This window comes from Brevibacterium linens (genome assembly GCF_003999335.1).
Taxonomy (GTDB): domain Bacteria; phylum Actinomycetota; class Actinomycetes; order Actinomycetales; family Brevibacteriaceae; genus Brevibacterium; species Brevibacterium linens.
The window spans coordinates 1,558,770-1,570,638 of the sequence record NZ_CP026734.1 but is presented as its reverse complement, the minus strand read 5'-3'; the positions used below and the strand labels follow the sequence as shown (position 1 = coordinate 1,570,638).

13 protein-coding genes are annotated in these 11,869 nt (G+C 64.8%); 4 read left to right on the top strand and 9 right to left on the bottom strand.

What is annotated here, in order from left to right; genetic code table 11:
• The first annotated feature begins 194 nt into the window (after positions 1 to 194).
• From CXR29_RS07040 to CXR29_RS07030, 3 genes are read left to right on the top strand one after another with little or no spacing between them, the layout of a single operon-like run.
• Positions 195 to 584 (top strand): META domain-containing protein, encoded by a 390-nt coding sequence (locus CXR29_RS07040; protein WP_241241628.1) that lies wholly within the window; start codon positions 195 to 197, stop codon positions 582 to 584.
• Positions 581 to 901 (top strand): META domain-containing protein, encoded by a 321-nt coding sequence (locus CXR29_RS07035; protein ID WP_127364216.1) that lies wholly within the window; start codon positions 581 to 583, stop codon positions 899 to 901. Before CXR29_RS07040 ends, CXR29_RS07035 begins: the two co-directional genes overlap by 4 nt.
• The gene (locus tag CXR29_RS07030) at positions 902 to 1,912 is read left to right on the top strand and encodes a DUF808 domain-containing protein (protein WP_127364215.1); all 1,011 of its coding nucleotides are present in this window, start codon (positions 902 to 904) and stop codon (positions 1,910 to 1,912) included.
• Positions 1,913 to 1,930: 18 nt separating this feature from the next.
• Here the strand turns inward: CXR29_RS07030 and CXR29_RS07025 are convergent, their stop codons facing one another.
• From CXR29_RS07025 to CXR29_RS07000, 6 genes are all read right to left on the bottom strand, one after another.
• Entirely contained in the window at positions 1,931 to 2,758 is an 828-nt protein-coding gene (locus CXR29_RS07025) for an ABC transporter ATP-binding protein (RefSeq protein WP_127364214.1), read from the bottom strand.
• On the bottom strand, positions 2,755 to 3,768 hold the full coding sequence (locus tag CXR29_RS07020; RefSeq protein ID WP_101596410.1) for a FecCD family ABC transporter permease: 1,014 nt from the start codon (positions 3,766 to 3,768) through the stop codon (positions 2,755 to 2,757). Before CXR29_RS07020 ends, CXR29_RS07025 begins: the two co-directional genes overlap by 4 nt.
• 86 nt (positions 3,769 to 3,854) lie before the next feature.
• Positions 3,855 to 4,922, bottom strand: coding sequence for an iron chelate uptake ABC transporter family permease subunit (locus tag CXR29_RS07015; RefSeq protein ID WP_127364213.1), 1,068 nt, complete (start codon positions 4,920 to 4,922; stop codon positions 3,855 to 3,857).
• 96 nt (positions 4,923 to 5,018) lie between these two features.
• Positions 5,019 to 5,504, bottom strand: coding sequence for a SufE family protein (locus tag CXR29_RS07010; protein ID WP_101596375.1), 486 nt, complete (start codon positions 5,502 to 5,504; stop codon positions 5,019 to 5,021).
• The gene (locus CXR29_RS07005) at positions 5,504 to 6,412 is read right to left on the bottom strand and encodes a sulfurtransferase (RefSeq protein WP_025778155.1); all 909 of its coding nucleotides are present in this window, start codon (positions 6,410 to 6,412) and stop codon (positions 5,504 to 5,506) included. The genes CXR29_RS07010 and CXR29_RS07005 overlap by 1 nt, the downstream gene beginning before the upstream one ends.
• Before the next feature lie 72 nt (positions 6,413 to 6,484).
• Positions 6,485 to 7,273 carry an alpha/beta fold hydrolase gene (locus CXR29_RS07000; protein WP_127364212.1) on the bottom strand — a complete coding sequence of 263 codons (789 nt, stop codon included), beginning with the start codon at positions 7,271 to 7,273 and terminating at the stop codon, positions 6,485 to 6,487.
• A 94-nt stretch (positions 7,274 to 7,367) separates the two neighbouring features.
• On the opposite strand from CXR29_RS07000, the gene CXR29_RS06995 reads away from it, so the two are divergent.
• Complete coding sequence (locus tag CXR29_RS06995) at positions 7,368 to 7,826, top strand: NUDIX hydrolase (protein WP_101553849.1); 459 nt, start codon at positions 7,368 to 7,370, stop codon at positions 7,824 to 7,826.
• Between the two features lie 49 nt (positions 7,827 to 7,875).
• Here the strand turns inward: CXR29_RS06995 and CXR29_RS06990 are convergent, their stop codons facing one another.
• From CXR29_RS06990 to CXR29_RS06980, 3 genes are all read right to left on the bottom strand, one after another.
• On the bottom strand, positions 7,876 to 8,829 hold the full coding sequence (locus CXR29_RS06990; RefSeq protein ID WP_101553848.1) for an ABC transporter substrate-binding protein: 954 nt from the start codon (positions 8,827 to 8,829) through the stop codon (positions 7,876 to 7,878).
• Positions 8,830 to 8,929: 100 nt separating this feature from the next.
• Complete coding sequence (locus CXR29_RS06985) at positions 8,930 to 10,408, bottom strand: amino acid permease (RefSeq protein ID WP_127364211.1); 1,479 nt, start codon at positions 10,406 to 10,408, stop codon at positions 8,930 to 8,932.
• Between the two features lie 106 nt (positions 10,409 to 10,514).
• Positions 10,515 to 11,834, bottom strand: coding sequence for an FAD-dependent oxidoreductase (locus CXR29_RS06980; RefSeq protein ID WP_164742790.1), 1,320 nt, complete (start codon positions 11,832 to 11,834; stop codon positions 10,515 to 10,517).
• Positions 11,835 to 11,869 lie beyond the last annotated feature (35 nt).

Here is an 11,869-nt window from a genome sequence, read left to right as displayed (position 1 = left end):
AAGAACCGTCAGAGTCGCAGGTGAACACAACTTACAGAAGTCGGACTACACAAGCTGTCCTGTCTTCTTCCAGGGGCCTCAAAACCGGTGCCGTTATGATCAGGGACATGCCGAACCATACAACCCTTCGCACTCCGGCCCCTGCACGACCTGCGTCGAGGCTCGCGCTCGGGCTTGCCGCACTTGCTCTCACTTTGCCCCTGGCAGCGTGCGACACCGGCGTCGACCCACGAAACCCCGATTCCTCCCCCACTGAATCCAGCGAAACTGCGTCGCCCGGCGAAGAGGCCTCTGACCTCGATCCGGTAGGCAAGTGGACCTCCCCCGAGGCTGGCGATCCGTTCCTCGAATTCGCCGAAGACGGCTCGCTCGAAGGCTCGGACGGATGCAATGCGATCGTCACCAGTTGGAAGGTCGAAGGCGACGAGATCGCCATCGATTCCTTCATGACCACTCAGAAGGCCTGCGCCGGTGTCGACACCTGGCTGAGTAAGGCCTCAACTGCGACCATCGAAGGCGACGTCATGAAGATCATGGACAGCAACGGCAAAGTCATCGGCGGACTGGAGAAAGAAGACAAATGACACAGGAACTCATCGGCCGTTGGGTGGCCGAGACGAACGACCGGGCCTTCCTCGAATTCTCCGAAGATGGCTCACTGCGCGGCAGCGACGGCGCCAACAACCTCGTGACCTCATGGTCGGCCGAGCCGGAGGGCTTGATGATCAAATCCTCGCTGATGACGCTCAAGGCCGCTCCCGGAATGCTCACCTGGGTGCCCAAAGCCAAGCGAGTCGAACCCGACGGCGACCGTCTGCGGCTCTTCGATGCAGCGGACAACCACCTCGGCGACCTTCATCGTCAGCCGCCGGGACCCACGCATCAGCTCGGCGGTCGTTAGATGGCCGGGGGTCTGATCGCACTTCTCGACGACGTCGCCGCGCTCGTCAAACTCTCGGCCGCCAGCCTCGACGATGTCGCCGCGGGGGCATCACGCGCCGGTGCAAAGGCCGCGGGCGTCGTCGTCGATGATGCGGCGGTGACGCCGAAGTTCGTCGAAGGGGTGGACCCGAAGCGCGAGCTTCCGATCATCAAACGCATCGCCTTCGGATCGCTGTTCAACAAGCTCGTCATCATCCTCCCGATCATTCTGCTGCTCAGCCAGTTCCTGCCCGGGCTCCTCACCCCGCTGCTCATGGTCGGCGGCACCTACCTCTGTTATGAGGGTGCAGAGAAGATCTTCGAGAAACTCGGCTGGATCGCCCACCATGAGAAGGAGACCCCGGCCGCCGAACAGTCGACCGATGGTGCGGCAGCAGAGAAGAAGGTCGTGCGATCGGCCATCACCACCGACTTCGTCCTCAGCTGCGAGATCATGGTCATCGCCCTCAACGAGGTGGCCGGTGAGTCCCTGACGAGCCGTGCAGTCATTCTCGCCGTCGTCGGCCTTGCGATCACCGTCGGTGTCTACGGTGTCGTCGCGCTCATCGTGAAGATGGATGACATCGGTCTGCATATGGCGAGGAAGGACTCCCCCGGACAGCAGAAGTTCGGACGATTCCTCGTCGAGGCCATGCCGAAGCTGCTCGCGCTCCTCTCCGTCGTCGGCACCTTCGCCATGCTGTGGGTCGGAGGCCATATCATCCTCGTCGGCACCGATGAACTCGGCTTCCACGCCCTCTACGGCGTCGTTCACCACCTCGAAGAGCCTGTCGCCGCGATCGCGGCCGTCGGCGGTTTCCTGGGGTGGCTGGTCAACACGTTCTTCTCCCTCATCCTCGGCGCGATCTGGGGAGGCATCGTCGTCGGCGTGATCTTCGGAGTCAAGGCACTCTTCAAAGGCAAGAGCACTTCCGATAGGACGCACACGCCCGCCGAGGCGGGGCCGCATTCGGATCAGACCCGAACATAGTCGTCCGGTCGACCCCGATCAGCGCTGAGCGAAGGTCTTCTTCGGTGCTCCCGCCACGATCATCGGAGCACCCGTGACCGGATCGTCGATGACCGTGCAGTCGATGCCGAAGACCTCATGGACGAGCTCCGAGGTGATGATCGTCTCCGGAGGTCCCTGAGCGACGATGGAACCGTCCTTCATCGCAATGATCTCGTCGGCATACCGGCAGGCCTGGTTGAGGTCGTGAAGGACGGCGACCAGCGTATGCCCGTATTCGTGGTTGAGCTGCGAGAACAGGTCGAGCAGCTCGATCTGGTAGGCGACGTCGAGGAAGGTCGTCGGTTCGTCGAGAAGGAGGAGCGATGTCTCCTGGGCGAGCACCATGGCCACCCAGACGCGTTGGCGCTGACCACCGGAGAGTTCGTCGACGAGCCGTGAGGACAGCTCTTCGGTGTTCGTCGCCCGCAGCGCCGACAGCACAGCGGCTTCATCGGCGTCGGTCCACTGGCGCAGGAACGACTGATGCGGGTGCCGCCCACGGGAGACGAGCTCGGCGACCGTGATCCCGTCCGGGGCGATGGATGACTGCGGGAGAAGACCGAGCCGTTGGGCGATCTTCTTCGTCTTCATCTTCTCGATATTGTTCCCGTCGAGCAGCACCGAGCCCTTCGCCGGCGGCAGCAGCCGTGCCAGAGCGCGCAGCAGTGTCGACTTGCCGCAGGCATTGGGGCCGACGATGATCGAGAACTTTCCATCGGGAATGCTCACATCGAGATCGCTGACGATCTGGCGCTGGTCATAGGCCAGGTCGAGGTTCTCGGCGATCAGCGGGGAGACTGTGCTCCCAGCGTTGGGATTGCTCATGATGCCTTCCGAGCTTCTTGGATGAGGAGCCAGATGAGGTAGATGCCGCCGATGCTCACGGTGATCACGCCGACGGGCAGCTGGATGTCGCCGAACGCATGCTGGGCAACGAGATCGGCGGCGACGAGGAGCAGCGCTCCGACAGCCGCCGACGTCAGCAGGCTGGTGCCTTGTGCCCGCGCGATCCTGCGTCCGATCTGCGGGGCGGCCAGGGCCACGAAGGCGATCGGGCCGGCGGCGGCCGTGACAACTGCGACGAGGGCGACGGCGATGACGATGAGCACGGCACGGATGGGCTCATTGCGCACACCCAGTGCCTTCGCCGTGTCATCGCCGAGTTCCAAGGTTCCGAGATCTCTGGAGAAGAGTCCGCAGGCCAGTCCGAGGACGATCACGGCCACAGCCGCAGGGGCGATCGTCGACCAGCTCATTCCGTTGAGGGTGCCGGCACCCCAGGTGGCCGCGGCCATCGCGAGCTCGAGATCGGCACGCATGATCAGCCAGGTGTTGAAGGCGTTGAGCATCGCTGTCAGAGCGATTCCGACGATGATGAGCCGGAACCCCTGCACTCCGCCTTTCCAGGTGAGCAGGTAGACGACCAGTGCGGTGAGCAGCCCGCCGATGATCGCTCCTGCCGCGGTGGAGACGAAGCTCGTGCCGAAGACGATGATCGTGACGATGCCTCCGGTGTAGGCACCGGTGGAGAAGCCGATGATGTCCGGAGAGCCGAGAGGGTTGCGCGTCAGCGATTGGAACACTGCCCCGGAGACTCCGAGTCCGGCGCCCAGGACGATTCCGGCGATGATGCGCGGCGCCCGCCATTCTCCGACGACGGTGTTGACGATGCGCTTGTCTGCTGCCCCGAACAGCCCTTGGAAGACTTCGGTCGGAGTCACCGAGAACTTGCCGAGCATGAGACCGGCGAAACCGCAGGCCAGAGCGAGAAGCGTGATGATGCCGGCAGTGATGATGACCCTCATGTCGATGCGGAATCCGAAGACGCGCAGCATGGGCCGACCGAAGTCGACCCTCTCCCCCGGCAGTGCGTTCGGATGCGCGGTGAGGGTGCGATCGGCAACCGCGAGGTTGGTGGTCTTCACAGGCCGCTCGCCTTCTTTCGACGGACAAGGGCGATGAGCACCGGAGCACCGACGAACGCGGTGACGACTCCGACTTGGAGTTCGCCGGGCTTCATCACGACTCTGCCGATGACGTCCGAGGCCAGGAGCAGAATGGGTGCCAGGACGAGTGAGTAGCCGAGGATCCAGCGCTGGTCGGGACCGACGATCCACCGCGCGATGTGCGGAATCATCAGACCGATGAATCCGATCGGCCCGGCCGCGGCCGTGGCCGCTCCGGACAGGAGGGTCACGGCGATGATGGAGAGCACTCGGGTGCGGTTGACCGAGGTGCCGAGGCTGGCGGCCAGATCATCGCCGAGGGCCACGGCGTTGAGTGAGTGGGACAGCGCCAGAGCGAGCACGGTGCCGATGCCGATGAACGGCAGAATGGCGGTGATCGTATCGAAATCACGGCCGGCGATCGCACCGACATCCCAGGATCGGAATGCGTCGAAGGCGCGTTCGTTGGTCAGCAGGATCGCTTTGGTCAGTCCGGTGAGGACCGCGGCGACGGCGACTCCGGCCAGAGTCAGGCGGATCGGATCGACCGTGCGGCTGCGGCCCGCGGACCCGATGACATAGACCCCGACGGTGGCGACGAGGGCACCGGCGAAGGCGAACCAGATGTATCCGGTGATCGAGGAGATCCCGAAGAACGCGACCCCGATCGTGATCGCCAGGGACGCTCCGGCATTGACGCCGAGGATGCCAGGATCGGCCAGCGGGTTGCGCGTGAGAGCTTGGATGAGTCCACCGGCCAGACCCAGCCCCATGCCGACGAGGATGCCGAGCACTGTGCGCGGCAGGCGCAGTTCGAGGACGACGAGCTGATCGTCGCTGCCGGTGGGGGCGAAGAAGGCTCCGAGGACCTCCGAGATCGGCATGTCCCTGGCGCCGATGGCCAGAGACGCTGCGATCACGAGAATCAGTGCGATGATCGCCGCGACCAGGCCCAGCACTCGCCTGATCCGCAGGCTGCCACCGGCCGGATGACTGGTGTCGGTATGCGGTTTCGCCTCGGCAGAGGTGGCGGAACCGGTCATCCAGGTGGTCCTTTGAGTGAAATGGCGGTCAGGTGACTAAGGGCAGGCTAACCACACTGTAACTCACCGGACCACCTCAGCCAAGCGAGAGAGGTCTCACTCGGCTGTGACCTTGCCGATCCTCTCGGACACCTGTCGCTGGATCCGGGAGAGCATTCCACTCATTCCGCGCAGCCTCAGCGGGCTGACGACCTCCGACATCGACAGCCGCAGGGGCAGGTCGGCGGGAACCGACAGGATCGCCTCGGCGCTGGCACCGTCGAGCCCTTCGTGCAGGATCCCGGCGAAGCCTCGTGTCGTCGGCGCTTCCGGAGGAGCGGAGAAGTGCAGGCGCACTTCCGCCTGCTCCCCCGCCTCGGGGTCGGCCACCTCGGTGACGAGGAAGATCGGAGACTGGCACTCGGGCACGGGCTCGAGCAGCTCCGGGTGGTCGGTGTACTTCTCCGGCAGGTCGGGCAGGTCCGTGGCGAACTCCAACAGCACCTGCAGCCGGTCGTCGGCCGGAGTGTCGGCGAAGTCCGTGACGATCTCTGCCAGCGCCTCCGGCAGGTCGTCGGTCTTGGGTGTCGTCGTCTCGGTCATCAGCGTCCGGGCACCTCTCCGGGTTCGGCTCCGGTGACGATCGGCACGCCGACGACATTGCCCCATTCGGTCCAGGAGCCGTCATAGTTGCGCACGTTGCTGTACCCGAGGAGGTGCTTGAGGACGAACCAGGTGTGGCTGGAGCGTTCGCCGATCCGGCAGTAGGCGATGACCTCATCGCTGGTGCCCAGTCCCGCTTCTTCGGTGTAGAGCGCCTTGAGTTCGGCTGCGGACTTGAAGGTGCCGTCTTCGTTGGCTGCCTTGCCCCACGGCATCGACTTCGCGCCGGGGATATGGCCGCCGCGCAGTGCGCCTTCCTCCGGGTAGGCGGGCATATGGGTGCGTTCGCCGGTGTATTCCTCCGGGCTGCGCACATCGATGAGCGGGACATCGCCGAGGCTGCTGCGAACCTCGGGCAGGAAGGCGCGGATGACGGAATCGTCGCGGTCGACGACAGGGTATTCGGTGGGTGCGGGCTGCGGCTTCTCCGTGGTCATCTCACGGCCTTCGGCCTGCCATTTCGCTCGACCGCCGTCCATGAGCCGGACGTCTTCGTGGCCGAAGAGAGTGAAGACCCACAGCGCGTAGGCCGCCCACCAGTTGGACTTGTCGCCGTAGACGACGATGGTGTCATCGCGGGAGATGCCCTTGGCGGACATGAGCGCGGCGAATCCCTCACCGTCGACGTAGTCACGGGTGACGGGATCGTTGAGTTCCGTGTGCCAATCGACCTTGACCGCTCCCGGAATGTGTCCGGTTTCGTAGAGCAGCACGTCTTCATCGCTTTCGACGATGACGAGTCCGGGAGCGCCTGCATGCTGGGCCACCCAGTCGGTGCTGACCAGTCGGGTTCCGTCCGCGTATTCGGCGAACTTCTGTGCGGGATCGGCCGGGATCGCAGTGCTCACGCATTCCTCCTGAGAGTTTGAGTCCAATTGTGCTCGATGTGGCAACGTCGAGCGCGTTCAGCATATTCCTTTTCAGGGGCGGCTGAGGAATGCCGTCAGCGCTGAGACGAACTCCCGCGGTTTCTCAGAATGCACCCAGTGTCCCGAGCCTTTGACCGTGAGGAGTGTGGTGCGTGGGAACAGACGGCGCATCTGCGGCAGGTCGTCACGGTCGACGTAGTCCGATCTCTCACCGGCGACCCAGAGGACGCGATGGTCGAACACGGCATCGCCCATGTCCGGGAAGTCCCCGATGACATCGAGGCTCGAGTGCAGCAGCGCCAGGTTGGGCTGCCAGGAATACCCCGCCGAGGTGGGGCGCAGGTTCTGCAGCAGGAATCCCCTGATCGCGGCCTCGGGGATCGGGTCCCGAAGTGCCTCATCAGCCTCGGTGCGCGATTCGATCCGATCGAGATCGAGGGCGGCGAGGCTGGAGAGCAGATGGTCGAACACTCCGGTGGACCCGCCGGCGTTGGGGCCGATGTCGACGACGACGAGGCGGTCGATGAGTTCCGGGTGACGCAGGGCGAGCACCATGGCGACCTTTCCACCCAGGGAATGTCCGACCAGGTGCACGGGCTGATCATCGGGGGCGACCGCCTCGGCGATATGGGCCGCCACGGCATCGGCGAGCTCGACGTAGTCGAAGGTCTCGGTCCATTCGGACTCGCCGTGGTTGGGCAGGTCGACCAGCAGGCTGGAGAATTCTGGCTCGATGTCCTTGGCGATGCGGGTGAAGTTCTTGCCTCGGCCGAACAGACCGTGGAGGAAGACGACCAGGCGCCCGGATTCGCCGATTCGAGTGCTGTTAATGGTGGTCACGATCCCAGCCTATCGGTCGGGTGAGTTTCTGCCAGTGCGACCCAACGCCTCCGGTCCCGTCGGCATCGGGTGACAGCGCGGGTAGGGTGAGGTCATGCACTTCTCCGAATATGACACTCGACTTGCCGGTTACGCGGTCATCGTCAATGACGACGACGAAATCCTCCTCAGCTGGTTCAACGGCGGCAAGGACCGCCTGCACGCGATCTGGACGCTGCCCGGAGGCGGAATCGAGTTCGACGAAAGCATCGAAGCGGGCACACTCCGGGAGATCAAAGAGGAGACCGGGTTCGACGCCGAACTGGTCCGCCCCTTGGCCACTCATTCCTTCACAGAGCCTCGCCGCAATCCGGCCTTCAGCGATTCGACGGATCGTCCCTTCAAAGGCGTACGGGTCGTCTACGAGGCGCGGATCATCGGCGGCACCTTGGGCACCCTCGAAGTCGATGGGACGACGGATCGGGCGGAATGGCTGCCGATCACTTCGCTGCCGAACGTCCGGCACGCCCGCATCATCGACATCGGCCTCGATGCGTGGCGTGCCGCCGTGTGAGTTCTGCTTAAGTTCTGCGCAGGGGCGCGCAGCAGCGCTCGTCAGTCGGTTACTTCACCTTGTCGGCGATGAGATCCGGGAGCTTCTCCGCCGTGTACTGTGCCGAGAGGATCGAGTTGAGCGAGAATGCCTTGCGGATGTCGTCGTTCTCGTTGGTCAGAACGAGGTCGTGCCCGTCCTTGACGGCCGGGATCCGCTTGTAGGCGGCATCGCCGGTGACATCGGCGTCCTCGATGTAGATCGGGAACGTCAGAAGCAGGTCCGCGTCGAGCTGATCGAGGTTCTCCTCGGAGATCGGCACGGAGAAGCCCTCGGGTTTCATTCCGGCTATCGTCTCGGACTGCTTGAAGCCGAGCTGCTTCATGACCTGCACGCGACCTGATTCCTCGACGTAGGCGGCCCATCCGTCGGCGGTCTTCGCCGCCACGGTCACGGACTTGTCCTGGAACTCGGGATGAGCTTCGCGCGCATCCGCGTAGAACTTGTCGAGGTCGTCGAGCAGCTTCTTCCCGTCGTCGTCCTTGCCCAGTGCCTGAGAGACGAGGTCGACCTGCTGGTCCATGGTCGTCAGGTAGTTGTCGCCGCCTTCGGGAACTCCGACCGTCGGGGCGATCTCGGAGAGACGGTCGTAGCGCTCTTTCTCACCCGAACTGTTCGTATCGAGGATGACGTCGGGCTCGAGTGCGGCAATGGCCTCGTAGTCGGGTTCCATCGTCGCGATGATCTCCGGTGCTTCGTCGTAGAGATCTTCGGCCCACGGGCCGACTCCCTTGCCGCCGAATTCGACCCAGTCGGAGGCGCCGACGGGCTGGACTCCGAGCGCCAGCGCGGTCTCGGCATCGCCCCATCCCAGCGCCACGACCTTCTGCGGGTCGGCGGGCAACTCGACGGCACCGAACTTCGTGTCAACGGTGGGCCCGGATGCCTCCTCGGCGGCACCTCCTCCGCCGCAGCCGGCGAGGACGAGGACGGAGGCGATCACTGGGGCGAGAATACGGCGCATGAAATCCTTCTTGAGTAGTTAGGCGAGCCTAGCTTAACTCATTTTCCGGATGTCGTGATCGTCCCCGCGCGGCCGCCTCGGCGAGGGACCGACCATCGAATCAGGAAGCCTTGATCTCGAGCCCCTCGACATCCATCTCATCGAGGGCGACCATGCGTGAGCGGCGACCGGTGACGATGCGGTGGATGAGCCACAGAAGCAGGAACGCCGGAAGCCCGGCATAGGCGCTGGCGACCTGGAGCAGCTGCCCGGCCACGACAGCCTGCACATTCTGGCCGATGATGACGACGATGAGCATGATGAGCGCGATGATCGGGCCGATCGGGAACAGCGGAGCCCGGTAGGGCAGGTCCGCAACGGCATGGCCCTGACGCACATAGGCCCTGCGGAACCGGAAGTGGCACCAGGCGATGCCGACCCAGACGATGAAGCCGGAGAGCCCGGAGACGTTGATCAGCCAGGTGTAGGCCCCACCGTCGCCCATGATCTCGGTGAGGAATCCGAACAGTCCGATCATGGCGGTGGCCAGCAGGGCCATGACGGGGACTCCGCGTTCGTTGAGGCGGGCGAACAGCCTCGGCGCGGTCCCCTCTTTCGCCATGGCGTAGAGCATGCGGGTGGAGGCGTAGAGGCCGGAGTTGCCGGCGGAGAGGATGGCGGTGAGGATGACGGCGTTCATCATTCCGGCGGCCACGGCGATGCCGGCGCGTTCGAAGACGAGGGTGAACGGTGAGGCCGTGATGTCCTCATTGTTCGCCGAGGCCAGCAGGGAGGGGTCGGTATAGGGCAGGAGGAAGCCGATGACGGCGATGGCGCCGATGTAGAAGAGCATGATGCGCCAGAATACGGTGCGGATGGCGCGCGGCATGTCCTTGCGCGGGTTCTCCGACTCCCCCGCGGTGACGCCGACGAGTTCGGTGCCCTGGAAGGAGAATCCGGCGATCATGAAGACGCTGATGACCGACACCCATCCGCCGACGAACGGAGCCTCTCCCGTCGTCCAGTTGTTCATCCCGGGTGCGGTTCCGCCGAGGATGCCGGCGATCATGAGCACTCCGAGGACGAGGAATGCGAGCACGGCGGTGACCTTGATGGCCGCGAACCAGAATTCGCCTTCGCCGAAGGCCTTCGCGGACAGGAAGTTCAGCCCGGCCAGCAGGATGAGGAAGACCGCCGCCCAGATCCACGACGGCACGTCGGGGAACCAGAAGGACATGATGACGCCGGCGGCGACGAGTTCGGCGGCCAGGGTGATCGCCCAGTTGAACCAGTAGTTCCAGCCCATGGCGAAGCCGAATGAGGGACTGACGTATTTGGTGCCGTAGGTGTGGAACGATCCGGCCACGGGCAGGTGGGCCGACATCTCACCGAGGGACTGCATGACGAAGAGGACCATGATCCCGATCGCGGCGTAGGCCACCAGGGCACCGCCGGGGCCGGCCTGTGAGATCGTGCCGCCGGAGCCGAGGAAGAGTCCGGTGCCGATTGCGCCGCCGATGGCGATCATCTGCAGGTGGCGAGACTTCAGTCCCCGCCGGAGTCGGCGTTCGTCGTTCGCCGAGGCGGCTGGCATTCCCATGGTCATCCTCGTTCGTGGTTCGGCAGGTCCGCGCACGAGGGGCCTGGCCATTCCTACCACAATCGGGGTCGGCCCCGGCCGCTGCAGGCGCCGGGTGGGAGGAGGGTCACATCCGCCGAGGCGGGGATTCGAGCAGCTGCAGTATCGGCTTGAGCGCCGACCGGATGCTGATGACGCGAAACGCCTGGTCGCGGACGAACGCGAAGAGCCGGGACCGGCCGAACATCAGCCGCGCCAGGGACCGCGAGTTGTCGTGAGCAGCCTCGACACGTGGCCGCTGGCGGGCTTCGAAGCGTTCGAGTGCGGCGGCTGCGCTCGTCCCAACCGCTGAGGCGGAGAGTTCGTCGGCGAGCACCCCGGCCGATTCCATCGCCATACCGGCGCCGATTCCGGCAGTCGGAAGGAACCCTGCGGCCGCATCGCCGAGCAGAACGGTGCGACCATGGCTCCACTTCAATGCCCGGGAATCCCGCAGCGGCCAGAAGAACGGCGCTTCGGCCTCCTCGACCGCGGTGAGGCAGGCGTCGATCCGCGGAGTCAGCACCGACAGCCGCCTGCGAACCTCGGCTGCGAGTCGCCGGGGGCCGAGCGGCTGCCGGGTGTCGGGACAACCGAGGAAGACTCCGACGGCTCCCTTGACCGGGTACATGCCGAGGAAGAATCCATCGCCCCAGATCTCATCGACGGCGCTCTGATCACCATCGGCCTCGGCCCAGCAGACCCATCCGCCCCAGGTCGTGTCCACTGACGACTCCGGGGAGGTCTCGCCGGAGACGGCAGCGGCAGTGCTGCCTGATTCGCTCGTGGCGGTTGCGGCAGGCCCACCGGTCACGAGTCTGCGGGTGCGGGAGTTCATGCCGTCGGCGATGACGACGGCATCGAATGCGAGTGCTGCCTCCTGACCCAGGTTCCGCTGCCGTCGCCCACGGTGCTGTTCGGATCGGCTGTCCTGGACCAGATTCACAGTGGCACCGTCGTCGGACAGTCCGGTCACTGTGGTGCCGAAGGCGATCGGGCAGTCGTCGTCGGTGAGCACGTCGAGCAATGCGGAGCGGGAGATTCCGCGATAGTCGCCGAAGTCGGCCAGCAGATCACCGAGGTGGTCCTGTCGGAGGACTTTTCCGTTGTGCGCATGGGCGATATAGCGATCGATGCCGACGCTGGCCTCGAGGTAAGCCTCCCGGCACTCGAGTTCGTCGATGATGGGATCGACCATGGGCATGAGTGCGAGCATGTATCCGGCCCGGTTGTCACCGATCATCCGACGGGAATCCGGCGACCGGTCGATGAGGACCGGGTGCATCCCGCGGGCCCGCAGGAGCTGAGCCAGGGTGATGCCGGCGATTCCGGCTCCGACGATGAGAATACGCGGCTCTTCCGGGCTCACGTGCTTCAGCTGGTCGTCGACCATTGCCGCGATAATCATGCGTGGTCTCCTTCGTCGGGCCGTTCCAGTGTGCC

Coding starts and splice junctions, on each gene's coding strand:
- CXR29_RS07035 (WP_127364216.1), top strand. CDS start 581: ATGACACAGGAACTCATCGGCCGTTGGGTGGCCGAGACGAACGACCGG.
- CXR29_RS07030 (WP_127364215.1), top strand. CDS start 902: ATGGCCGGGGGTCTGATCGCACTTCTCGACGACGTCGCCGCGCTCGTC.
- CXR29_RS07025 (WP_127364214.1), bottom strand. CDS start 2,758: ATGAGCAATCCCAACGCTGGGAGCACAGTCTCCCCGCTGATCGCCGAG.
- CXR29_RS07020 (WP_101596410.1), bottom strand. CDS start 3,768: ATGCTGCGCGTCTTCGGATTCCGCATCGACATGAGGGTCATCATCACT.
- CXR29_RS07015 (WP_127364213.1), bottom strand. CDS start 4,922: ATGACCGGTTCCGCCACCTCTGCCGAGGCGAAACCGCATACCGACACC.
- CXR29_RS07010 (WP_101596375.1), bottom strand. CDS start 5,504: ATGACCGAGACGACGACACCCAAGACCGACGACCTGCCGGAGGCGCTG.
- CXR29_RS06995 (WP_101553849.1), top strand. CDS start 7,368: ATGCACTTCTCCGAATATGACACTCGACTTGCCGGTTACGCGGTCATC.
- CXR29_RS06990 (WP_101553848.1), bottom strand. CDS start 8,829: ATGCGCCGTATTCTCGCCCCAGTGATCGCCTCCGTCCTCGTCCTCGCC.
- CXR29_RS06985 (WP_127364211.1), bottom strand. CDS start 10,408: ATGGGAATGCCAGCCGCCTCGGCGAACGACGAACGCCGACTCCGGCGG.
- CXR29_RS06980 (WP_164742790.1), bottom strand. CDS start 11,834: ATGATTATCGCGGCAATGGTCGACGACCAGCTGAAGCACGTGAGCCCG.